Annotated in this window: 17 protein-coding genes; 9 read left to right on the plus strand and 8 right to left on the minus strand. The window is 59.1% G+C overall.

Annotation, left to right across the window (positions count from 1 at the left end; translation table 11 throughout):
- Positions 1-53 precede the first annotated feature (53 nt).
- The 7 genes from AC07VS_RS14105 to AC07VS_RS14135 form a co-directional block, all read right to left on the minus strand.
- Positions 54-386, minus strand: coding sequence for a Rieske (2Fe-2S) protein (locus AC07VS_RS14105; RefSeq protein ID WP_494751268.1), 333 nt, complete (start codon positions 384-386; stop codon positions 54-56).
- Positions 379-1,419 carry a YeiH family protein gene (locus tag AC07VS_RS14110; protein ID WP_494751269.1) on the minus strand — a complete coding sequence of 347 codons (1,041 nt, stop codon included), beginning with the start codon at positions 1,417-1,419 and terminating at the stop codon, positions 379-381. The genes AC07VS_RS14105 and AC07VS_RS14110 overlap by 8 nt, the downstream gene beginning before the upstream one ends.
- A gap of 155 nt (positions 1,420-1,574) precedes the next feature.
- On the minus strand, positions 1,575-2,774 hold the full coding sequence (locus AC07VS_RS14115) for a porin (RefSeq protein WP_494751270.1): 1,200 nt from the start codon (positions 2,772-2,774) through the stop codon (positions 1,575-1,577).
- A 118-nt stretch (positions 2,775-2,892) separates the two neighbouring features.
- Positions 2,893-3,762: an SDR family NAD(P)-dependent oxidoreductase gene (locus AC07VS_RS14120; protein ID WP_494751271.1), complete on the minus strand. Its 870-nt coding sequence runs from the start codon at positions 3,760-3,762 to the stop codon at positions 2,893-2,895.
- Positions 3,763-3,775: 13 nt separating this feature from the next.
- Positions 3,776-5,053, minus strand: coding sequence for an MFS transporter (locus AC07VS_RS14125; RefSeq protein ID WP_494751272.1), 1,278 nt, complete (start codon positions 5,051-5,053; stop codon positions 3,776-3,778).
- Between the two features lie 48 nt (positions 5,054-5,101).
- Entirely contained in the window at positions 5,102-6,157 is a 1,056-nt protein-coding gene (locus AC07VS_RS14130) for a beta-keto acid cleavage family enzyme (RefSeq protein WP_492347461.1), read from the minus strand.
- Positions 6,158-6,208: 51 nt separating this feature from the next.
- A complete protein-coding gene (locus AC07VS_RS14135) occupies positions 6,209-6,652 on the minus strand; it encodes a carboxymuconolactone decarboxylase family protein (RefSeq protein WP_494751273.1) in 444 nt (147 codons plus the stop codon).
- Between the two features lie 280 nt (positions 6,653-6,932).
- On the opposite strand from AC07VS_RS14135, the gene AC07VS_RS14140 reads away from it, so the two are divergent.
- The 5 genes from AC07VS_RS14140 (at position 6,933) to AC07VS_RS14160 (ending at position 15,081) form a co-directional block, all read left to right on the plus strand.
- Positions 6,933-7,961, plus strand: a complete 1,029-nt coding sequence (locus AC07VS_RS14140) for an AraC family transcriptional regulator (protein ID WP_494751274.1) — start codon at positions 6,933-6,935, stop codon at positions 7,959-7,961.
- A gap of 577 nt (positions 7,962-8,538) precedes the next feature.
- Positions 8,539-8,886, plus strand: a complete 348-nt coding sequence (locus tag AC07VS_RS14145) for a hypothetical protein (RefSeq protein ID WP_492347458.1) — start codon at positions 8,539-8,541, stop codon at positions 8,884-8,886.
- A gap of 1,418 nt (positions 8,887-10,304) precedes the next feature.
- Complete coding sequence (locus AC07VS_RS14150) at positions 10,305-10,991, plus strand: AAA family ATPase (RefSeq protein WP_492347457.1); 687 nt, start codon at positions 10,305-10,307, stop codon at positions 10,989-10,991.
- A gap of 3 nt (positions 10,992-10,994) precedes the next feature.
- Complete coding sequence (locus tag AC07VS_RS14155; protein ID WP_492347456.1) at positions 10,995-12,032, plus strand: ParB/RepB/Spo0J family partition protein; 1,038 nt, start codon at positions 10,995-10,997, stop codon at positions 12,030-12,032.
- Between the two features lie 1,606 nt (positions 12,033-13,638).
- Entirely contained in the window at positions 13,639-15,081 is a 1,443-nt protein-coding gene (locus tag AC07VS_RS14160; RefSeq protein WP_494657987.1) for a replication initiation protein, read from the plus strand.
- 100 nt (positions 15,082-15,181) lie between these two features.
- Here AC07VS_RS14160 and AC07VS_RS14165 read toward each other — a convergent pair whose 3' ends face one another.
- On the minus strand, positions 15,182-16,015 hold the full coding sequence (locus AC07VS_RS14165) for a tyrosine-type recombinase/integrase (protein ID WP_494657988.1): 834 nt from the start codon (positions 16,013-16,015) through the stop codon (positions 15,182-15,184).
- 902 nt (positions 16,016-16,917) lie between these two features.
- Here AC07VS_RS14165 and AC07VS_RS14170 point away from each other — a divergent pair.
- The 4 genes from AC07VS_RS14170 (at position 16,918) to AC07VS_RS14185 (ending at position 22,095) form a co-directional block, all read left to right on the plus strand.
- A complete protein-coding gene (locus tag AC07VS_RS14170; RefSeq protein ID WP_494657989.1) occupies positions 16,918-17,208 on the plus strand; it encodes a DUF1330 domain-containing protein in 291 nt (96 codons plus the stop codon).
- Positions 17,209-17,449: 241 nt separating this feature from the next.
- Entirely contained in the window at positions 17,450-18,208 is a 759-nt protein-coding gene (locus AC07VS_RS14175) for an ABC transporter substrate-binding protein (protein ID WP_492347453.1), read from the plus strand.
- 59 nt (positions 18,209-18,267) lie between these two features.
- On the plus strand, positions 18,268-21,333 hold the full coding sequence (locus tag AC07VS_RS14180) for a bifunctional diguanylate cyclase/phosphodiesterase (RefSeq protein ID WP_494657990.1): 3,066 nt from the start codon (positions 18,268-18,270) through the stop codon (positions 21,331-21,333).
- A 225-nt stretch (positions 21,334-21,558) separates the two neighbouring features.
- The gene (locus tag AC07VS_RS14185) at positions 21,559-22,095 is read left to right on the plus strand and encodes an anti-sigma factor domain-containing protein (RefSeq protein WP_494751275.1); all 537 of its coding nucleotides are present in this window, start codon (positions 21,559-21,561) and stop codon (positions 22,093-22,095) included.
- Positions 22,096-22,250: the final 155 nt, after the last annotated feature.

Genomic DNA, 22,250 nt, shown 5'->3' on the forward strand with positions numbered 1-22,250 from the left:
GCCGGAGTGTGGGTTCATGGCCGACCGTCGTATTGAACGGAATTGCAGCCGCATCACAAGACCGTGGGCGACGGGATGTCTGGCCCGAGTCGGACCTGCACCTCGTCACCCACGATGCGGGATGGAAAGACCTTGAGTTGCAGGCCCCCACCAGGCATGGCGCCAGTGCGCAGATCGAACCTCAGCCCGTGTGCGGGGCATTGCACCCTGAGGCCATTCAGGGGACCGCGGCACAGCGATGCACCTGCGTGGGGGCAAGCATCTTCGATGGCGTGCACCTCGCCGTCGATGAGGAACAAGGCCAATTCCAGGCCGAGCAGGCTGACCCGGGCCCGGCCCTGAGCCTGCAGGCTTCCCCACGAGACAGCAAGCGTCCAATCAGCCATGGGTGTGCAGGCCGGCGAGCCGCATCAGGCCGTAGAACAAGGCGGCCAGGAACAGGGTTTCGAGCAGCATCAGGGCCACCGGCTTCCAACCAACCGTGAGGATGTCTTTCGGTTGTGTTTTCATGCCGATGGCCGCCATGGCCATGATCAGGCACCAATGCGAGCACTGCGCGCCGACGCTCACCAGCGGCCGGGGCAGCAGACCCAGGCTGTTGACCAGGACCAGCGCCGCGAAGACCAGCGCAAACCCGGGCAGCACAGAGGGGCGGCGCGGCTGGCCCGGCCGGGCCTCGGCGCCCTCGGGCGTGGCCGGCGCAGGCTGCCGATGCGTGATCCAGGCGGCCAGGGCCAGCACCGGCAACAGCATGGCCACGCGCAACAGCTTGACCACAGTGGCCGCATCGCCGGTCTCGGGCCCCAGGCTGTAGCCCGCACCCACCACCTGGGCCACATCGTGGATGGTGCCACCAAGAAAGAGGCCGGCATTCAACGCATCGAGCCCCAGCAGCCGCACCACCAAGGGGTACAACACCATGGCCAGCGTGGACAGCGAGCTGACACCGATCACCGTGAAAAGGGTGGCCCGTTCCTTTTGCGGATGGTGCGGCAACACCGCCGACAAAGCCAGCGCCGCAGAGGCACCACAGATGCCCACAGCGCCACCGGTGAGCAAGCCAAACTGGGCCTGAAAACCCATGACGCGCGCCGTGACGATGCCGAAGGCCAGGGTCAGGACCACGGCCACGATCACCATGAGCAGTGGCTGCCAGCCCAGTGACTGGACTTGCGCGGCCGTGATTTTCAAACCCAGCAGCGCCACGCCCCAGCGCAACACTTGACGGGCGGTGAACTCGATGCCGGGTCGGCATCGCTCCTCCTGGGACAGGAAGTTCACTGCCATGCCCAACAGCAGCGCCAACAGCATCACCGGGGTGCCGTGGTGGTCGGACAGGAACATGGCGGCCACCGCGACCAGGGCGGCCATCAGCACGCCGGGTGTCAGGCTGCGCGCTCGGCTCGTCCAGCGCTTCATGCGGGCACCCCGGCTGGCTGGCGGTCTCTTCGGGACGACACTGGGAGTGGATGAAGCCGAGGCTGACTGCCGCCGCGCGGCAAACCGGGCCTGATCAGGGTGAAAGGCATGCTGGGACCTTGCTGGAACATGAATGCGCCGCTTTCGAACGTGGCTCAGAAGCTGTGGCGCAGGCCGGCCATCCAGGCGGTCACACCTTGGTTGGCCGCCACCGGTGTGGCGTAGACCGGGCTGGTGTTCATGTTGGCGCCCTGGTTGCTGACCTGGGCCGCCTCGACATACAGGGTGGTGCGCTTGGAAAGAAAGTAGTCCAGGCCCAGGGCAAGCTGGGTGGAGAGGTTGCCCGGGTGGGTGTTGTCCTTGATGCGGTAGTAGCCGGCGCTGAGCTTGGCCAGCGGGGCCACTTGCCAAGCAGCGCCGACGCTCCAGAGGTCCAGACTGTCCGAGCCCCCGACCAGGTGGTTCAGTTGCGCCGGGTTGCGTGCGCCCATCCAGGAGGCGCTGACGGTGTAAGCACCTCGGGTGTACATCCCGCCCAGCGACATCAGGCGGTTGGTGTTGGCGTTGGCCGTGAAGCCGGCGGCCGCCGCATTGGCCGCCGAGCCCATCAGGATGGCAGCAGCCGGGGCGCTGTTGCCGTAGCCGTTGTAGTAGAAGGCCGACAGCTTCAAGCCATTCGCGCTGTACAGGGCGGCCAAGGTCTGTTGTGAGTTGGCCTGCAGGCTGCCCGGGGTATTGCCAAAGGCGTAGGCGGCGCTAAGCGACAGGTTTTGCCAGGTCGGTGCGTTGTAGACCACCGCGTTGTCGTTGTAGATGGTGCCAAACGCGGGGTTGGAGTTGTTGCCGATGTACAGGCCACTGGCGCTGTTGAGGCCCACCAGCGCTGTCAGGGCACTGCCGAAGTAGCGTGCACCGCGGGCATCGCTGCTGGCCAGGGCGTAGTAAAGGGGCGAAACTTGGCGGCCGAAGCGGATCTCACCGAAGGCGCCGCCGAGCCCCACAGTTGCCATCTGGTTGAACACCGAGGTGCCACCGCTGCTGTTGGGCCCGCCGCTGTCGCCCGAGTTGGCCTTGAGGTTGCCCTGCAACTGGAACAGGGCCTTGAGGCCATCGCCCAGATCTTCCTCACCCTTGAGGCCCCAGCTGCTGTTGCCGATACCGCCGTCCTTGAGTTGCAGGCTACCGCCGCCGGGGCTGACGGCCTTGGGCAGGTAGCCGGTGCCGCTGCTGGTGTTCGAGATGTTCATCAGGCCCAGATCCAGCGTGCCGTAGAGACTCAGCGTTGATTGGGCCAGGGCTTGCGTGCTCAGCACGAGCCCAGCGACACAGAAAAGGGTTTGGGGTTTGATCGTCATTTGTCTTCTCTTGAGGGTGGGTTGGAATTCAAGGCCGAGCAGGGGCCTTGCCGGCAGGCCGGGGGTCTGACGGGTGGGCAGTGCGGCCCTGCTCGGCCGCTTGGGGAAGGGGATCAGCTCAGATCACATACCCACCGTTTGGGCTGATGACTTGCCCCACGAGGTAGTGCTCTTCGGCGGCCAGGAACAAGGCCAGTGCGGCGTACTCTTCGGGCCGGCCCAGACGCCCCGCAGGGATCATCTGGAACAGGCTGTTGCGCTGGGTTTCGGTGGCACCGGCCAGGTAGGCCTCGAACGGTGGGGTGTGCACACCGCCACAGGCGATGGCATTGACCAGGATGTTGGCGCCGGCCACGTCGTACGCGGTGGTGCGGGTCAGGCTGATCACGCCGGCCTTGGTGGCCGAGTAGCCCGGGCTGTGCATGCTGCCAGCACCCAGGCCCGCCACCGAGGCGATGTTGATGATGCGGCCCGATTGCCGGGGCTGCATGCTGCGCAGGGCCGCCCGGGTGCAATAGAACACGCCGTGCATGTTCACGCCCCACCACTTGAGCCAATCCTCGTCGGACAAGGACGCCACGATGCCCAGGGATTGCCGAGGCACCGGGGTGGTGGCGTAGGCGTAGTGTTGATTGCGGCGTTGGGTTTCGAAGGCCGAGCTGGGCACACGGGCGGCGTTGTTGACCAGGATGTCGACCGCCCCCCATCGGGCCAGGGCCAGGTCGAACATCGCATCCACCGAGGCACTGCTGGAAACATCGCACAGTATCGGCAGGCACTCAGCGCCCAGCGCCTGTAGGGCGGCTTGGGTGGCCTGGAGTGCAGCCTCGTCAATGTCACACACGAGCAATTTCGCGCCCTCGCGGGCAAAGGCCTGCGCGATCACGCAGCCCAACCCCGGGCCGGCACCGGTCACCAGGGCCACCCGGCCGGCCAGTCGCTGCGCTTGGCCGGCCTGCGATGGCTGCGGCTTGTTGTTGAGTTCCATGCCGGCTCTCCTGTCAGTGCGCGGCCACGCCGACCATGGGGGCGGGGCGGGTGTCGCGGCGGGCCGCGAGGGCGAACACCGCTGCTGCCAGAATCACCAGGGCATCGCAGACCAGCAGGATGTGGGTCAAGGGCTGGGCCTGGCCTGCCGCCTCCAGGTGGTCACTCACCGCACCGATCAGGGCATTGCCGATGGCAATGGCAAAGACGTTGATCAGCAGCATCGACATGCCGGTGACGGTGGAGCGCATGTGATGCGGTGTCAGCCCCTGGATGAGCGAGACCGCAGGCCCGTAGAGCGCCATGGGCAAAAAGATGCCGGCACACATGCCGAGGTAGAACAGGGCCGAGCCCGGCTCGGCAAAACGGTGAGCCACCATCAAGGGCCCGCACACCAGCACCAGCAGCGCCATGAAGCCTGCGCGGCCCCCGGGTACATGGCGCGACAAACGGTCACTCAAAAGGCCGCCGCCCAGAGCGCCCAGCGTTCCAAAGGCGATCTGCAACAGGCCGAGCTGGCGAGCCATGCCGGCGGCATCGACACCGCGCTCACGCACCAGCCACAGTTGCACAAACGACAGGCCGGCGATCACGAAGTGCACCAGCACAAAGCCAGCCATGGTGAGCGTCAGTGCCGGGCTGCCGCGCAGCACCCCCCAAAGCGCCGCCAGTTGCTGCGGCATGGGGGCACCGCGGTCGTGTGGCCCTTGCCCGACACCGGGCGCATTGCGCGGGTCTTTCAAGAAGGCCACCGGCAAGGCGATCAGCACGCCCACCAGGCCCAGGCCATAAAAGGTCTCACGCCAGCCATGGCTTGCGCCCAGGGTGCCCGCAAGCACGAAGCTGAAGCCGATGCCCAGCGGAATGCCCGCGAAAAACACCCCCATGGCGGTGCCGCGCCGCTTTTCAGAGAACAGCTCGGCGATGAGGGACACAGCGGCCGGCACCAGCGCCGCCTCGCCGCTGGCGACAAAAAAGCGCGCCGCCACCAGGCCACCAAAGCTGTTGGCGGCGCCCGAAGCCGCCGTGCACACACTCCAGATCAGAATGCCGCAGGCCATCACCCGGGTGCGGCTGTAGCGATCGGCCAGCGAGCCCATGACCAGGGCCATGACGCCAAAGCTGAGCACCCACACCGCGCCGGCCAGAAAGCCATATTGCGCATTGCTCAGCGCCAGGTCGCGGGTGATCTGGGGTGAGAAGCCCAGCAACATGTTGCGATCGATGTGCGCAAGCACATGGATCACCAGCAGGCAGGCCATGACCGCCTTGGGATTGCTCTTCCACGCCATGCTTGTCTCCAATGTCTTTTTTAGTGGTGGGTGTGGGGCAGGGCAGGCTCAGGCGGCCTGCAGCATGGGGGCGCCCCGCTCGCCGGCCCGCCGGTTGGGTGCGAAGCCGATGCGGTGCAGGGATTCGTCAGCATTGGCGTAGCACTCGCCGATCTTGTAGATCTGGCGCGCCTGGGCACCGGTGGCCACGTCGCGGTGCAGTTCACGGGCGATGCGCACCATTTGCTCGACCTGCTGCACAGAGCTCATGCGCTCGCCTTTGCGGCCCCAGAGGTTGTCCTCGATGCCTACGCGGACGTGCAGGCCCATCGCAATCGCCATGGTGTTGAGGGGCAGCACCGTGCGCATGATGCCCTCGACCGTGAGCACGGCGCCGGGCGGGGTGCGGCGGATGAACTCCATCAGGTTGTAGGGACTGGGGCCATCAGCGCCGCCCCCGATCATGACGTGGTTGAGGATCAGGGGCCCGGTATAGACACCACGCCGGATCAAGCGCTCCACCGTCTCGAGTTGGCCCACGTCGCCGAGCATGAAGTGCGGCTGGATGCCGGCGGCCTGCAGGCGGCGCAGGTGCTCTTCGACGAAGCCGGGGCCCGAGGGGATCCACATCTCGCGGTAGGCGGCGTGGTAGGCCGGCAGGGCCAGAGAGGTACCGGCCACGTCATCGCCTGACATCAACTCGCAAACGTTCATCTGGTTGGTGTTGATGGCGATGGTGACCTGGTCGGGTTTGGGATCGAGCTCGGCCAGCATGTGGCGGGTGTCGTCGTTGAGCCAGCGGGCATCAGCGCCTTCGCCCTCGGGCGCGAAGGAGATCGAACCGCCCACCTGCAGCACCATGTCGGGTACGGCCTGGCGCAGTCGGGCCAACATCTCGTTGAACATCGACATGCGTTTGCTGCCCTTGCCATCGGCCTCGCGCACATGCACGTGCAGCACCGTGGCCCCGGCGTTGTAGCAATCGACGGCCTTCTGGACCTGCTCGTCCATCGTCACGGGAATGTCGTCCGAGTCACCGGGCAGGAACTCAGGCCCATAGGGGGCGACCTGGATCACCAGCGCTTGCTGGGTTTCGGGCAGCAGGGAATCGTCGAAGAATTGCATGGGGTGTCTCCTTGAAAGGGGTGTCGAAAAGTGGGGATGTCGCTAAACAAGTCACGGGTGACGGGACAGCGCGGTGGCCGATGCCTGGAGGCGACCGCTTTCCTCGATGAGGATGGGGGCTGCCAGGCTCATGGTGTGAATGCCGAGCACGCTGACGGCCTGCAGCACTGCGGTGATCTCTTGCACTGTGGCCCCCAGTTCCAACGCCTTGCGGATGTGGCGGCGCACACCCGGGCCATAGAGGTGGGTGCATGAGGCATCGACCGCGATGGCGATGAACTCCCAGGTCTTGGGATCCAGCACGCCGGCACTCATGGGGGTGACGCCCATGGCCATGAATTTTTCGGTCCAGGCGGGGTCAAGGGCCTGAAAGTCGTCCCAAAGCGGGTTCCACTGGCCGGCTTTTTTCAGGTGGTCACAGACCGGCGTGGCGGCTGTCTGAGTGGGTGCCTGGGTGGGCGCCTGAGTATGTGTCTGAGTGGGTGTGTCCTGCATGGGGGCTCCGGATTGAACGAAGAACTGGGCTTGCTGATGGCGCCGATTCTTGGTCTGGCACCCCGTTGGCGCTTACCATTTCGCTTCATTAATTTATCTATCCGTCTCAGCAAGGGGAAACCCCAGGGCCCCCCATGCCTGCCGCAACCGAGGCTGCTGCACTTCCAGACTCGAGCCTGACCAGTGCGCCCGACGCGCCCGGGTGGCCAGGCCGCCCTCGCGAGCTGGACTACCATCTGTCGGCATCCCCTGCCCTCCTCTGCCCAAGCAATCAACCCTTATGTCTTTGCAGGTTCGCGCGGCTTGTCTGACCAACTATGTGGAGGTCGCCCAGTCTTGTGGGTTGGACCCCTGGCGCCGGCTGGCGCTCGCAGGGCTGCCCCAAGCTTGCCTGGAGAACCCCGATCTGCGCATCCCCATTGATGCAGTGAACCGCCTGCTGGAGGATTCGGCCCGTGTCGCCAGCCAGGAGTGCTTCGGGCTGCTGATGGCCAAAGAGCGGCGGATCTCGAACCTGGGTGCGGTCGGCTTGCTTTACCGAGAAGCGCCCACCGTGCGTGCGGCGATGCAGATCGTGGAACGCTATCGGCACACGCACAACGAGTCACTGTTGCACCGCATCGAAGAGGCGGCTGGGATCGCGATCATTCATGAAGATCTGATGGGGGCGGGACAGGCGTCGTTTCGGCAGGCCACCGAGTTGGTCATCGGTGTGGTGATCCGAATGCTGCGTCTGTTCCTGGGGGCAGACTGGAAGGCACGGCGCATCTGCTTCACCCACGAGGCCCCCGCAGATCTTGCGATTCATCGCAGCGTGTTGGGCCAGACGCCGGAGTTCAACTGCGAGTTCAATGGCATTGTGTGTACCAGCCAGGATCTGGACACCGCCGTGCCCTCGGCTGATCCGGTGATGGCCGATTACATCCGGCACAAGCTGGGTGTGGACAGTCTGGTGCAACGCACGGTCAGCGACGAGGTCAGACAGATGACCCTGACGCTGATGCCACGCGGCCGCTGCACGGCGGAACATGTCGCCGCCCTCATGGGCATCTCGCGCAGCACCCTGAGCCGGCAGCTGGTCGACGAGGGGCAAACCTTCAGTGCGCTGGTCCAGTCGGCCCGGATGGAACTGGCGCAGCGTTATGTGGCTGAGCGACGGCGCTCATTGACCGACATTGCCCAACTGCTGGGCTTTGCTCATTCAAGCGCGTTCTCGCGTTGGTACAAGCAGACTTTCGGCATCTGTGCCGCCGAGCAGCGGTCGCAGGTCGGTGATGCCGCCCATCGCACGGCAAAGCCAGGCACCTGAGGCCTCGCGCGCAGGTGACGCAGCGGATACCCCACCCCGGTACATCGTCATGCCGAATCGACCGAGTTGCCCATTTGCCTTCGATGTTTCACGGGCCTGGGCATGGCTCTGTATAAATTCAATAAAAACAATGAGTTGAAGCATTATTCAGATGTCATGGATCAGCTTCACAGGGAAATGTTTCACGCGATCTTTATTCGGCATCGGCATTTCGGTATCATGATTCCAAGTTGATACCAATATGAGCCAAAAAAGACTCCTTTCACTGCCTGCGCTGCAAGAATGTCTGAACCAGGAGTTGGACAACCTGGGGCCTTCGATCGCCACACTCAAACGCTGGGCCGCCACCGGATTGTTGGACGCCGCCAGGCATCATGAGCCTGCCAAGAGCGGCCACAGCCAGCGAGTCAGGTTTGACTTGGCCACAGCGCGGCGACTGATTCTGGCCCGCTGGAGCCCGAGACGAGATGCCGGCGCCCCGATGGCCGGGCAAGATGCGGCCAAGCCGGGCGAGGGCCACTCACCTTCTGGAAACCAGGCCCTTGCAGCCCACGCTTCGGCACAGGCCCCAGCCCCCATGGTGGCGCTGCCTCTGGCCGATTTTCAAGCCATGCAGGCTCATATCCAGCGGCTTGGAGAGCAAGTGCAGCAGGCCATGGGCAGCTTGCGAGAGATCCAACGCGATGCGTCCGACTTTCGGGTGGCTCGAATGGCGCTGATGCGCAAATACGACGAATCCAACGCCATGCAGTTGCAGTTGATCGCCGAGCTCAAATCAAACCGGGGAGGGAGTACGGACGGCAGGGGCGGCGATTCGATCCTGGAGCTCAGTCGAATTGCGGCAGGCATCAGTCGCTTGTCGGACAGGGTTGCCAGCCTGGAGATGAAGCTGGATGAAACCAACCCGCCCTCAAGGCCACGCTGATCTACCCCTTTTGGGGACACTCAAGACAATGATGAAATCAATGAAATATCTGTGATTTCAGTCATTGATCAGCAAAAACGATTCAGTGCACTGCGTTTTGCCCCTGGCGCCATCGACGATGGACCTCGTGGATCGATTCTCCGCGGGCTGCCACATCGCCCCACCCACGACCAGAACTCCTTCTAAAAAAATAAAACCCGCAACACCCAAAACGAGCAAAAGAACCCAATAGAAATTGGGCACGACAAGCGCTTTTTTTTTGGGGGGGGTAAGCCGAGCCTTTCGCATCCAACAAACGGCATCGGCGGGTTGCGGGTTGCCACGACACCGACGTTGCGAGGGGCCGCCCCGACCAACACCAAGCGGATGCATTGAACTTGCGACGGTGATTTTGACCAACAGCACACGCGACACATCATGCAGACGAGCACACTTGGCAATGCACCTTGGTCGCGCCATGGACGGGGCCCTGCCCGCTCCAGCATCAAAGATTTTCAGCCGCGCGCCACCTCAACAACCTCGCCCTCCACAAAGGCGCATTCATTTCACCCAGGACATCCGCCACCCGGAGAAAGAGCAAGCCCTTGCCAGGCCATCAAGTTCACAGGGACGGTGGTTTATACCTTTGCCCCAACCGCCCGATGGCAGCAGATACGCTCAATTTTCGCCCGCATTCAAACCTGACGACCATCGGCTTGAATGCAGTCCGACAATTGGTGCCTGTAAGCCACGGCCTTCAACACCACCCAGGCGGCTCCGCCACCATTTCAACAAACCCGCCCCGAACTCAAACACCGAACTCTGCCAGGCATAGGCCAAGGGGCGCGACGCTCTGAGCAGTCGGTCGGTCGGTCAGCCGACTGACTGCACGGCGCCAACCACGGACCCGCCAACAATTCGCACCCATCCGGGCCTGACAACGAGCAATCGAACCGACCCTGCTCGGCCTGACTCAACGCATCGGCGACGCACTCCCTCGCCGCACGAAGAGATCAACACAGACCCATCACCCATCGACCTCGGTGCGCCACCGAGAAGCACAGCATCGCGCAGCCCAGACATTCACGCGTGAATAGGAGCATGGGCTGTCGGGCTGCTGGGCAATCAAGCGTTGGCGCTGCAATGAGGCTCTCCACACGCAAACACCCGACCCCGCACGAAGCCCGAAGGCCATCAACAGCTCATTCACGCGTGAATACCCCTCAACCTCAACCTCAACCTCAACCTCAACCTCAACCTGAACCTGAACCTGAACCTGAACCTGAACCTGAACCTGAACCTGAACCTGAACCGACCAAAATCAATCCAACCCGTCAAATTAATGTGATTCTTTAATTTTCATACAAATTATTTAGATAAAATGGGCAAGGCCATTTCATTCACGCGTGAATAGACGCACAGAGGCATAAGGGGTGCTCATGACAGCCAAAATCGTTACCGTGTTCAACCAAAAGGGTGGATGCGCAAAAACCATGACAACCATGCAGTTGGCAGGCACTTTGGGCTTGCGGGGGCTGCGGGTTTTTGTGGTGGACATGGATCCCCAGAACACCGCCGCGCTGTGGTTTCATCAAGCGGCTGCAGAAACCCCTTTCCCGGCAGAGGTGTTGTCCATGGCACCGTTGAAGGAAGCCTTTCTTGAAAAGCTCTCGGCCATCGCAGAAAAGTACGACGTCATCATCATCGACTGCCCGCCAGCACTGGGATCGCGGGTGCCATGGGCGGCCTTGGTGGCATCGGATCTGGCCATCATTCCAGTGGTCCCCGTCATGGACAACGTTTGGGCATCCAAGCAAGCAGAAGAGCTGGTACTGGAGGCGCGCCAAGCCCGCGCCTCCCGTGGGGGCGATAACCTGAAAGCGGTGTACCTGCTCAGCATGGTTCGCCGAGGCAATATTTTTGACAGTTGCCTGGAAACGCTCAAGTCTGGCGCGCAGATCCCTATCCTGAAATCCACGTTGGCAATGCGCAATGTGTTCCCCGAATCTCAGCTTTATGGTTGTGTTGTTCGCTCTTTTGGCAAGTCTGTGGCGGCATCGGAAGTCGACGCCTTGGTTGACGAGGTGACGGGGTTGTTGGAAATGAAAGTATCTAAGGCTAAATAAAAAATGAATATTAAAAAAGGTGATATGGCTGCCCGTGCAGCCCTGGCCGCCAAGAGTGCGCCAACCATCGGGGACCGACTTCGCCATGCCCAGGACCTGGTGCACACGCACCCTGCGGACGAAACCCCAAGATCGTCGTACAGCCCGATCGGGCTGAATTCGCAAGCGCAGGCCATCCCAGAGGTGCAGCCAACCAATTCTTCAGGGGCTCGCTTCGAAAAGGTGGCCATTGAACTGATCGACGTCAACCCTTTCAACGCACGCCATATCTACCGACCTGAAAGAGTCAGTGAGCTGGCAGCAAGCATCAGTGCCCATGGTCAGGAGATTCCGGGGCTGGCTGCCAAGCAAGGCGGTCGTTACGTGTTGGCTGCAGGTCACTATCGGCTGCGGGCTCTGAAGTTGATTGGCGCAAAAACCATGGACCTGATGGTCTATGACGCCTTGAACGATCGTGAGTTGTATTCACACAGCTATCGTGAAAATGCCGAACGGGAAACGCAGACTGCGCTGGACAACGCGCTGTCATGGCGATCCTTGCTGGATCAGGGTGTGTTTGCCAGTGAAACCGAGATTGCTGAGGCCACAGGCCAATCACAGCCCAACGTGAACAAAACCTTGGCGATACTGCGCCTTTCGCCCCCAGTGCTCGAGGTCCTCAAAGAAGACCCCAAGGCATTCGCCATGAGCGCACTGTATGAGTTGGTGCTCTATGAGCAGGCCGTTGACACCCCCAGTGCGTTGGCCATGGCCAAGTTGGTCAAGGACGGGGAAGCCGGCCGCAAGGAAATTCAGGAGGCAAGGGCAAAAGTGCAGTCTCCACGGGAGCGCAAGCGCAAGGAGATTTCTCGTCAGTACAAGATTCAACGCAATGGACAGCTGATTGGCCACCTCAAAGAATGGGACTCGGGCAAGGTGTCGTTTGAAATTGTCCTGGCCGATACGACTGACCGGGAAGCATTGGTCGCAGAACTGCGCAGCAGGTTCGACCTGGCCGAAACACCGAACAATTCCGGACCCGCGGCTGAAATCCTGAGCTGAGTGCCAAACTGACCGGCTGCCCGGGACATGGGGCTCACGGTCACGCGGCGCCATCAGCGCCGCTGCTGCTTCAATCGAATGAAGCAGCAGCCTCCCCATCAGAGTGGGGGCTCCACATCCCCCAACAAAACCCTCACCTTGGCTTGAAGCCACCCGAATTCCTGCCCCTTCGAGAAAGGTGAGGTTGCAGCGGGAGGCGTCAACGGCTCGAACGCTTCCCCCCAACAAAAAGCTCACCTTTCGAGATTTTTCAGCTTCTGATCGGCCACAGACGGGTATCAACGCGCGTTCAAATGGAAGGAATTGACCAGTTTGAACAAGGCGACCCCAACAAATAGCTCACCTTGCCTCGTCACAAGGCAAATGGAGTTCTACAGCGCCTCGTACCGGCCAGAACGTGAAGGTTCAACGCGGCACCATTTCGTACCCACAACACACCGGCGTTGATGGCAAGACCCTCTAGGTGAGCATTTTGTTGGGGGAGGGCATTGCTTGTTTTTTGGACCCCAAAAAAACTCTCACCTTTGCATCTGAATTCAAGAGATATAAGGATATTCAGGTCATTCCGTGAAAGCCAGCACTTACTTTTTTCAAAAATACCCCCAACATTTCTCTCACCTGATGGTCTTGGGTGAGAAAAATGTTGGGCCTGGAGAGAAGACGCTGCATCAGATTTAGGCTGAAACACCTAGATCGGAAATCTTCCACCAAGGTGAGCGTTTTGTTGGGATGACAGCGTATCGAGGCCATCCGTGAGCCTTCGAAAGGTGAGACTTTTGTTGGGTCCTTTGCGTGGATTTCGACATCAGGACCAGGGCAAGGTGAGCCTTTTGTTGGGGTATCCGAAGGGTTTTAAGTCGAAAAGGTGAGACTTTTGTTGGGTGCCCATGGGTCAACGAAAAGAGAAGCCCTTAACGCCCCCCAACAAAAGTCTCACCATTTGAATTTGGACGGCAAAGAAGGCCGAACCCAACAAATAGCTCACCTGAAACCTGATCACCGACCATGTCAGACCCCCAACATTCCTCTCACCAAAATTTGACACACATCACCAGACTGATCCCCCAACAAAACTCTCACCCAAGTGCCAGGGGCAGCTCAGCACCCAACAAACCTCTCACCTGTCAATGAACACCACGACAGGACACCCCCAACACAAAGCTCACCTAAGGAGGTGCAGGCGACTTGATCTCGACGAATTGACTGCTCGGTTCAAGATCACAGCGGTCAAAAAGGCCAAAAACCTTGCGTCACGCCATGAGCCAGGGCACATTGCCACCGGGAGGCCGCAATGAATCTGAAAAAAATGCAGCCCCAACAAAACACTCACCTAAGGTGCATTTATCCCAACAACTCACTCACCTAAGTACAACAAGCGACTCACCTAAAGTGCGCAACGCACAACAATCCACTCACCTTGCCACAACAAAAGTCTCACTGCATCCCAACAAAAAACTCACCTCGATGCCCTGGAAGCCGCGCCAGATAACGATCTCCGCCTTCTCTATGTCTTTTCTAAGTATTCAAGTGTTATCTTCTAAACACTCTACCGAGGGTGTTTCGTGACTTGCCTCAGGTGAAAAAAATCAAGTGGTAAACTTTCACCATGGCCACGCGACGCAAGCGAACTGAAACCCCTTCCGAAAGTCTGTTCGATGAACAGGACTTCCACGAGCACCCGGAAGGGTTCATGGATGAGGGGCCCCAAGACAGTCCCGCCCAGCAGGCGGCCCGCAAAGGGGCAACCGCTGTCGCACAGGTGGTCCAACAGCCAATGCCAAGCATTGCGCTCAAACCCATGAATGGGGCCATCACCCGCCAGATGATGCTGACCTGGCTGAAGATCGTCAGAGAAATCCAGCAGCAGCCCAAAGCAGACACCTACAAGATTCCCATGCCGGTCCTGATGGACTTTCTCGGGGACAAGAGCAACTACGAACGCTTGAAATCGACCCTCCGATCTCTCAATGCCGTGCAGGTCGAGTGGAACGAAGTGAATTCCGGCGGTACTCAATGGACCGTCAGTAGCTTGCTCTCGCAAGCCAAGATCATTCGAAGCCCTTCCCAAAACATCGTCGAGGTCAGTCTTCCCCCCGACATCAGTCGGGGCGTGCGTGAACTTGAGCAGTTTTCCGAACTGAACCTCATCATGGCCCGCGAACTGAAGAATCAGTCGGCCTTGAACTTGTACCGAATTGCGGTCGCGTACGAAACCAACCCGTCCAAACTGACCTTCCGCAAACCCCCAGAGGAATGGGACATGTACTTGAGGGTCAAGCCCCAAGGCCATGGAGCGGCGTTTGAATACAAGTACTTCAAGCGAGACACCTTGCTGCCGGCCATTGAAGAAGTGAACCGGTTGACTCACCTGAACTTGGAGTTGATCGAACACAAGGAAGGTCGTGTCGTCGTCGAAATTCAGTTCAGGATTGAACCCAAGACCGTTGAAGTTCTCCCCTTGTTGCTGGGTGATGCCGCAAAAGAGGCGATCAAGGTGGCGGAGGCTGAATTGCGAGCCCTGGGGTTGAAGGCCACCGAAGCCATTTCAATCGTCACCACCTACGGCGCCGAACGTGTGATGGCGAACGTGACCTATGTGAAGCAAAGAAGCGCTGCGGTGTCAGAATCAGCCGCCTTGCGCAACCCCACGGCGTATCTCAAAGCCGCCATCAAGAACAACTACGCAGACGGGATGGTGTTCGAAGAACAATCCGCAGCAACCCAAGCGCCTGCCCAATTCAATCAGGCACAGATGGAAAGGGATGCAAAGCGAGCGCGGCTGGATTTGGTGTCACATCGCCGCACAGAAGCACAAAACCTGTTCCTGGAAATGACCCGTCGGGAAAGTGACAACATCTGGCACGAGTATTTGAGCCAGATGGAGTCGTTTGGGAACAAGACCCTTGCCTCAACCGCCAAGAGAAAAGGGTTGGAGGCCAAGATTGTCCAAGTTCATTTTTATGACTGGCTGGCCGTTCGCCTTTGGGGTGAACCAGATGACAAAGCCGTGGCTGACTTTCTTCAAACCGCTTCAGGAACCAAAGTCTGATTCAGCGCTGCTTCAGATGTGTACGCTTGTTAAACCAGTCTTTGGCGACGTCAAAAAGATGCATCAATGACGGGGCCCAGACCCCATGTGGTCCGCAGTTTCAGGAAAATCCTTGACCTGGGTTCCATTTGGCATGCCGCCAGACACTCTCACGGTTCTTAAGACCAGCGAAGGTAGCGATCTTGTCGACGGGCCATTTCTGGTCTAGTTTTTCTCGGATCACGGTGTTGCGGATAACCTGCGGGCCACAGCGCAATGGCAATGGCAGATCCGCCTGTTGAGCGGCACTGACGATGGTTCGGCTGACCAAATGAAACAGAATTCGTACAGAGATCTGGTTGGCACGATCAGACAAAAACACCCATTCCCGTGCGTCGTATTTGGCCTGCAATGCCTTGGCAGTCAGCCAATGATCCATTGCATTGCAGAGAGGTCTTGAGAATTCAATTGTTCGCTCTTGGCAACTACGTGACCCTCGAATGTGGGCGCCTGTCACCCTTGAGGTAACGCTCCCACGAAGCTCTGGCTCTTGTGAATCACTCCACACCAGATCCGTCATCCGCATGTCGCGCACCTCTTCACTGGTCAACCCGTGTTCATAAAGCAGTCGCAAAATGACCAGATCACGTATTCCGTAAATGTCACAGTGCCCAGTCTGCGGAAAGGCCAGAGGCAATGCGCGCCACAGAGCGGGGTCAAGGATCGTGGGATCATCATTGAGTTTGCGGGGGCGATCAGACTCGTGCATTTCGCCGGTAGGCACATGTTGGCAATGCCCTAGCTTCGATGCATGGTCATAAACCCAGTGGAGCAATTGCCAGTAACGTTTTTGCGAGACCTCGCTCACAAGTCTGACCCTGCCATCATCGGTTTGGGCTCGCCGTGCTTTGAGCTGCTTCAAAAATTGAGCCACGTCAAGTGGACTGGCGTCCATCCAGTGCACGGCACGATGACTTAAATGCCTCAGCCACAATGTCCAGATGCTGGTATACAAGCGGCGTGTCGCGGTGGCACACACGGGGTCGTAGGGATCTCTCTGGCGAAAAGCCAACCAGAGGTCAAAAAAATCGTCACCCGCGGGTCGTGGATTCGTAGGGTGTGTTTGCATCGGGCGCACAGAGACTGATGTTGATTCAAGAGGCACAGTCATTCAACCCCGACGGTGCCCAGTATTGCAGCATCATGGCTGATCAGGGCGGTGGCAAGCGCCTGCCCGCGGTTGGGGCACGCCATTTCTCCAGAAGGGTGGCTCCTGCGGGAGATCACATTCTTTGGGCCACCTCAAAAAATATTCACGCGTGAAAGATCGTCACAGCCAAGTACTTGATGGTCCTGTACCGCTTGACAGGGCAACGGTGGGCCTGGACGTCGCATCCATTGATCAACGCGTCAGCTTGGTGTACAGGCCAAAACAAAGCATGCCAACGATGGCAAGAACGACAGCGATCAACAAAAGGATGAAAAAAATGTCCCCCGCTGTGGCATGCCGAGAGTGGGCGGAAGTGGGCGAATGGGTGGATGTTTCGCTGTGCGCGTGCGGGGGCTGGGAATCTGGGATCATTTGAAAAAATGTGAAAGCCCAGCGATACGGGATGACCCAAATTTCATTCTGAGGCTCGATTTTTATATCACCGGTGCGTACCAACAGGATGACACGGCGCTTTCTGTGGTGAAAACGGATGTCGACTGAAGACGAATGCCGGTCTCAACACCATAGACATCCTGAAATGATCAAAAATGTTGTTTCACAAGTAACTCCGCCAGCAATGTATCTCCCAGCCTAACGACAGCACCGGGGCGCATTGAAGGCATTTCACATTGCGCAAAGGACTTTTCATGCCGGCCTATCTGATTGTTGATACACACCTTCACGACCCCGCGCGCTATGAAGACTACAAAGTCAAAGCCAAACCGCTTGCCGAATCGTTTGGAGGAGAATACTTGGCACGTGGAGGTGCCATGGTGATGAAAGAGACGGATCTTTGGGCTCCGACCCGGGTCGTCGTGGTGCGATTTCCGGATGTGGCTTCAGCCAATCGCTTTTACGACTCTGCGGAGTACCAAGCGATCCTGCCGATCAGCAAAGCGTCTGCCAAGCGAACAGCGTTTGTGCTAGAGGGCATTTGAGGACATGAGGCCTGCTCAAGCACTCTGAAGTGCTCTGTCTGTCTGCCGGCAGATTGATTCGAGTCAACCTCCAGGCGGGGGGCCTTCGCTATTCTTCGACCCTGCTGGATGGGTGAGATGGCACAAGGCTTGCTGCGCAGAATTCAAAGCGTTCACTCCAAGGGGATCTGGCATCAATTTTTTGCCCAGGTCGCACCTTATGAATTTCCGAACGCCGCTCAGGTATGCCCTGAGCGCTGGCTTGCTTCTCTCTGTCTCGTCGTCGTGGGCCGCTGGGCCAGATCGGTTGACCCGCGTCGAGACCCAGCACGTGCTGCGCGTGTGTATTTGGCCCGATTACTACGGAATCTCATACCGCAACCCCAAGACACAGCAGTTGGCGGGGATCGATATCGACAACGCCCGCGATGTCGCGCGGGATTTGGGTGCGACTGTGTATTTCGTCGACAGTTCTTTTGCGACGCTGGTCGATGATTTGGTGTCGGATCGCTGCGATATCGCCATGTTCGCGATTGGAATCACGCCACAGCGCAAAGACAAGTTGCGCTTCACCCAGCCTCACTTGGCAAGTGATATCTACGCCATTACCACCAAAAGCAATCGCCGCGTCCAGCGTTGGGAGGACATCGATCGGCCTGGCTCGGTTGTGGTGGTGGCCAAAGGCACGTTGCATGAATCGGTGATGAAGGACAAGTTGGTGGCCGCAGAGCTGCGCATCGTGGACACACCTGCCGCCCGGGAGCAGGAAGTGCAATCCGGGCGTGCGGATGTCTTCATGACCGACTATCCGTTCAGTCGCCGCATGCTCGATTTCAATGATTGGGCCCGGCTGGTCACCTCTCCCGAGACGTATCACATTACCCCATACGCGTGGGCGATGGCTCCCGGTGATGTGCGCCTGCAAATGCGTGTCGATCAGATCTTGGCAGACATGAAACGGGACGGCCGATTGCTGCTCAATGCTCGCCGCTATGGTCTTGAACCCATCGTAGCCAAGTAAGTGGCTGTTTGTTTGTGCGAATGATTGAATCGCTTCGGCCCTCTGTGGCAGCGCGCCCCATGTCGACGGCTGCCCACAAAAGCCCCCTTCTTGGGGCACTGTTGCTTGCGTTGTTCGCCGGCTGGTTGGCCGCATTGGGCTTTGTCTTGTGGAAGTCCAGGCAAGACGCACTCGACAATGCCCTGCTCACGGCCGAGATTCACGCCAGGAATTTTGAGGAGCATTTGACGCAGACTCTGCAAATCGTCGACTTCAGTGCCCTGGGATTGAGCGTTCCTGCGAATGCGGAGAAGGCAACGCCTCGGTTGCTTGACATATTGCGCCCATCGCCATCGCTGCGCTCACTGTCGTTGGTGGATGAGCATGGCCGTGTGGTTGCCAGCTCCGATCCGGCGAATCTTGGCATGGTGGTGGACTTGAAGGTCTATTTCCCCATGGCGCAACCTGATGCGGATGTCATCCGCATTGGTCTGCCTGTGTCAGGACGGGACTTATATTCTGCTCGTCAGCATCAAGCGGGCAGTAGCCTGGAGCCAGACCAGCCATGGTTCGTTCCGATGGTGAGGCGATTGCCCGGGGATTCACGCCGCCTTTGGCTGCTGGCCAGTCTGAATCCTGATTACTTCATCAACCACGCTGCACGCTTGTTGTCCAATTCACTCGGCCATGTGCAATGGTTGCGGTATGACGATGTACTGCTGATGTCGTCCAGCAGTGTCGAAGAGCCTGGCAAGGCTGGGATGGCCGGACGGGTGCCGGATCTGTTGAATGCGACCGAAAGCGGTACGTTGCGCCAAGTGCTACCCGATGGCCAGACTGTATTGAGTGCCTACCGGGCGTCGAGTCGTTACCCCATGGTGCTGGCAGTGCAAATGCATCAGGACGCGGTGCTGACAGCTTGGGTTGTGCAAACCCGCCAGCTATTGAGCGTCGTCGTTCCTACCCTGCTGTCGTTCTTGTGCGTTGGCATTGCCCTGGTCTGGTGGCAACGTCGGTTGGATCACAAAAAGGCAGAACTGGCCGAACAGCGGCGACTGGCCGCCAGCGTCTTTGACAGCAGCACCGATGCCATCATCGTGACAGATGCAGAGGCTCGGATCTTGTCGGCCAATGCTGCGTTTGAGCGGGTGACTGGATTCAGTGCGGTTGAGGCCTTTGGGCGGAATCCTCGTTTTATGGCCTCGGGGCAACATGATCTTCAGTTTTTCGCGCAAATGTGGCGAGAAATTCTGAAGGTCGGACGTTGGCAAGGGGAGATCATCAATCGCCATAAGGCGGGACACACATACACCGCCTTGTTGCGAATCAACGCCGTGCGAGACGAGAGTGGGCAAGTCAGCCACTACGCCGGCTTGATTGCTGACGTCAGTGAACGCAAAGAGGCTGAAGAGCGCCTGCAACTGGCTGCCAGCGTGTTCACCCATGCCAATGAAGCCATCATGATCACGACCGCCGATGCCGATTTGGTGGAAGTCAATGAGGCGTTCGAACGCATCACCGGGTATAAGCGTGAAGAGGTTCTTGGGCACAACGCTCGAATGCTCAATTCGGGTCGGCAAACACAAGCCTTCTATGCGGCCATGTGGGAGTCCTTGCGCCACGATGGCCGTTGGACCGGGGAAATCTGGAATCGGCGCAAGTCTGGTGAGGTGTTTGCAGAGATGCTGACAATCAATGCAGTGATGGGGCCTGATGGTCTGCCGCTCAGATATGTCGCCCTGTTTTCGGACATCTCGGTTCAAAAGCAGCATGAGATGCAACTCGAACGCATCGCGCATTACGACGCACTGACGGGGTTGCCGAACCGCGTTCTGCTGTCCCTGCGCCTCAATGAGGCCATGCGAAAGACTCAGCGCAATGGCAAAAAGTTGGCGTTCGTATTTCTGGATCTCGATGGATTCAAGGCCGTCAACGACGGCTTTGGTCATGACAAAGGCGACAAACTCCTGCTTGTCTTGGCTGCGCAATTGCAGCAGGCCCTGCGAGACGGAGACACCTTGGCTCGCTTGGGGGGTGATGAGTTTGTCGCTGTGTTGGGGGAACTGACCGATGCCGAGGAGGTCCTCCCCATTCTTGAGCGCATGCGACTGCGTGCATCACAACCGATGCGAATTGATGGTCTTGATCTGGAAGTTTCCGCCAGCATGGGAGTGACTTTCTATCCACAGGACGATGATGTGGACGCCGATCAACTACTCCGGCAGGCAGATCAAGCCATGTATTTGGCGAAGCTGATGGGACGCAACCGCTACCAAATGTTTGACGCCCGGCAGGACAGCCAATTGCAAGGCCAGCACAAGGCCTTGGCCGCCATCAGTGAAGGGTTGCGAGACCATGCATTCGAGCTGTATTACCAACCCAAAGTCAACATGCGGACAGGCCAATTGGTCGGCGTGGAGGCGCTGATACGTTGGCACCATCCTCAGCAGGGCTTGCTTTTGCCTGCTGCATTCATGCCGGCCCTTCAGGGAGAGCCCCTCCTCGTCCAGGTCGGCGAGTGGGTACTCGACGCCGCGTTGGATCAATTGGGGCGGTGGAGGGCGCAGGGGTTATCCATTCCGATCAGTGTCAACGTCGATGCAGCGCATCTGCAGCATCCGCAATTCATGGAACAGCTGAAGGCCGCGTTGACACGACACCCCAAGCTCAAGGCTGGTGAACTTGAATTGGAGATTCTCGAGACCAGCGCGCTGGACGACATCCCGACAGTGTCACGTTTAATGCGTGAGTGTCGCGACATCGGAATTGGATTTGCGTTGGACGATTTCGGGACGGGCTATGCATCACTGACCTACCTGCGCAGGTTACCGGCTCAATTGCTGAAGATTGATCAGAGCTTCGTGCGCAACATGTTGGAGGATCCAGAAGACTTGGCCATTTTGGAGGGGGTGCTGGGGCTGGCCAAGGCATTCCGCCGCAAAGTGATCGCTGAAGGCGTGGAAACCGTTGCACATGGTCAAGTCTTGCTTCAACTGGGCTGCGATTGGGGCCAGGGCTTGGCCATCGCCCCTCCGATGTGTGCCGCGCAGGTGCCCCACTGGTTAGCGTCGTGGCTGCCTGATCCTCGATGGGGCAATTCAGAGCCGATCGTCCAGGTTATGGACCCTGCGGCAGCTCACGCATGAGCGCTGTCGTTTCCACCTTCTTTACCCAAAAGCAGACAGGGGAGCGCCTGCCGTCATGAGTTTCTGCAATAGCCAGCAAGTACAGTCCTTCAGTCGATTTGACCAGGAGGTCGCTGGCGCATCCAAAGGCATTGCGGGCCAAGACCCATCGTGGACAACGATGCATACTGTCCCGCGACTGGATACTGATCTCCACATTTTTTGAACGCGTCACCCATGCCTAATATGTCTTCTTCTGACCCGCAAGTTCCCAATCAACCTGAGATCATCCAGCGTAGGGTCAGCCCATGGTGGCGCTTCGCCGCTATCTCCATGATGGTTGTGCTGTTGGTGGGGTGGGCAGCGAGTGCAAGCATGTACGAACAATTGAAGGCCCAGATCGGACACCTTCAAGCCAAGCTGCAACTGGTTCCCCAAGTTCGCTACATCTCCGTGTTATTGGACGATAAGCAGCAAGCGGCTCTGCTGGTGACTTTTGATCCCGGGGCGGGCATGTTGCAGCTACAGCGCCTCAACAATGTCACCGAGGGCCCGGAAGACAGCATGCAGGTGTGGGCATTGGAGGCTGGGAACAAGCCGCCGCGTTCCTTGGGCCTGGTGCTGAGTCGCTATAAAACCCTGCAGTTACCCGCAAAGACCACCGACCTGACTGGTGTCACTGAGCTTGCGATCAGTGTCGAAGAAAAAGGAGGCGTCAATGACCGCCAGGGGCCGCGGCTTCCTTATCTTTTCAAAGGCTGGTTGGTCCAAAAAGCGATCTGAAGCGACGGCTTCGCTTCTCACGTTCGGTCGGGCCCACCGGCAACACGTCGACAGATCACAAAAGTGATGGCTTGCTTGTCATGCGGGTCTCGTCGCTGTTGGGGCGAAAAGCAAAAGCATTCGAAATTTGGCCGATCGTCATTCGGCCGACATTT

The organism is Curvibacter sp. GW821-FHT01G03 (genome assembly GCF_059422285.1).

Coding starts and splice junctions, on each gene's coding strand:
- AC07VS_RS14105 (WP_494751268.1), bottom strand. CDS start 386: ATGGCTGATTGGACGCTTGCTGTCTCGTGGGGAAGCCTGCAGGCTCAG.
- AC07VS_RS14110 (WP_494751269.1), bottom strand. CDS start 1,419: ATGAAGCGCTGGACGAGCCGAGCGCGCAGCCTGACACCCGGCGTGCTG.
- AC07VS_RS14115 (WP_494751270.1), bottom strand. CDS start 2,774: ATGACGATCAAACCCCAAACCCTTTTCTGTGTCGCTGGGCTCGTGCTG.
- AC07VS_RS14120 (WP_494751271.1), bottom strand. CDS start 3,762: ATGGAACTCAACAACAAGCCGCAGCCATCGCAGGCCGGCCAAGCGCAG.
- AC07VS_RS14125 (WP_494751272.1), bottom strand. CDS start 5,053: ATGGCGTGGAAGAGCAATCCCAAGGCGGTCATGGCCTGCCTGCTGGTG.
- AC07VS_RS14130 (WP_492347461.1), bottom strand. CDS start 6,157: ATGCAATTCTTCGACGATTCCCTGCTGCCCGAAACCCAGCAAGCGCTG.
- AC07VS_RS14135 (WP_494751273.1), bottom strand. CDS start 6,652: ATGCAGGACACACCCACTCAGACACATACTCAGGCGCCCACCCAGGCA.
- AC07VS_RS14140 (WP_494751274.1), top strand. CDS start 6,933: ATGTCTTTGCAGGTTCGCGCGGCTTGTCTGACCAACTATGTGGAGGTC.
- AC07VS_RS14145 (WP_492347458.1), top strand. CDS start 8,539: ATGGTGGCGCTGCCTCTGGCCGATTTTCAAGCCATGCAGGCTCATATC.
- AC07VS_RS14150 (WP_492347457.1), top strand. CDS start 10,305: ATGACAGCCAAAATCGTTACCGTGTTCAACCAAAAGGGTGGATGCGCA.
- AC07VS_RS14155 (WP_492347456.1), top strand. CDS start 10,995: ATGAATATTAAAAAAGGTGATATGGCTGCCCGTGCAGCCCTGGCCGCC.
- AC07VS_RS14160 (WP_494657987.1), top strand. CDS start 13,639: ATGGCCACGCGACGCAAGCGAACTGAAACCCCTTCCGAAAGTCTGTTC.
- AC07VS_RS14165 (WP_494657988.1), bottom strand. CDS start 16,015: ATGGACGCCAGTCCACTTGACGTGGCTCAATTTTTGAAGCAGCTCAAA.
- AC07VS_RS14170 (WP_494657989.1), top strand. CDS start 16,918: ATGCCGGCCTATCTGATTGTTGATACACACCTTCACGACCCCGCGCGC.
- AC07VS_RS14180 (WP_494657990.1), top strand. CDS start 18,268: ATGTCGACGGCTGCCCACAAAAGCCCCCTTCTTGGGGCACTGTTGCTT.
- AC07VS_RS14185 (WP_494751275.1), top strand. CDS start 21,559: ATGTCTTCTTCTGACCCGCAAGTTCCCAATCAACCTGAGATCATCCAG.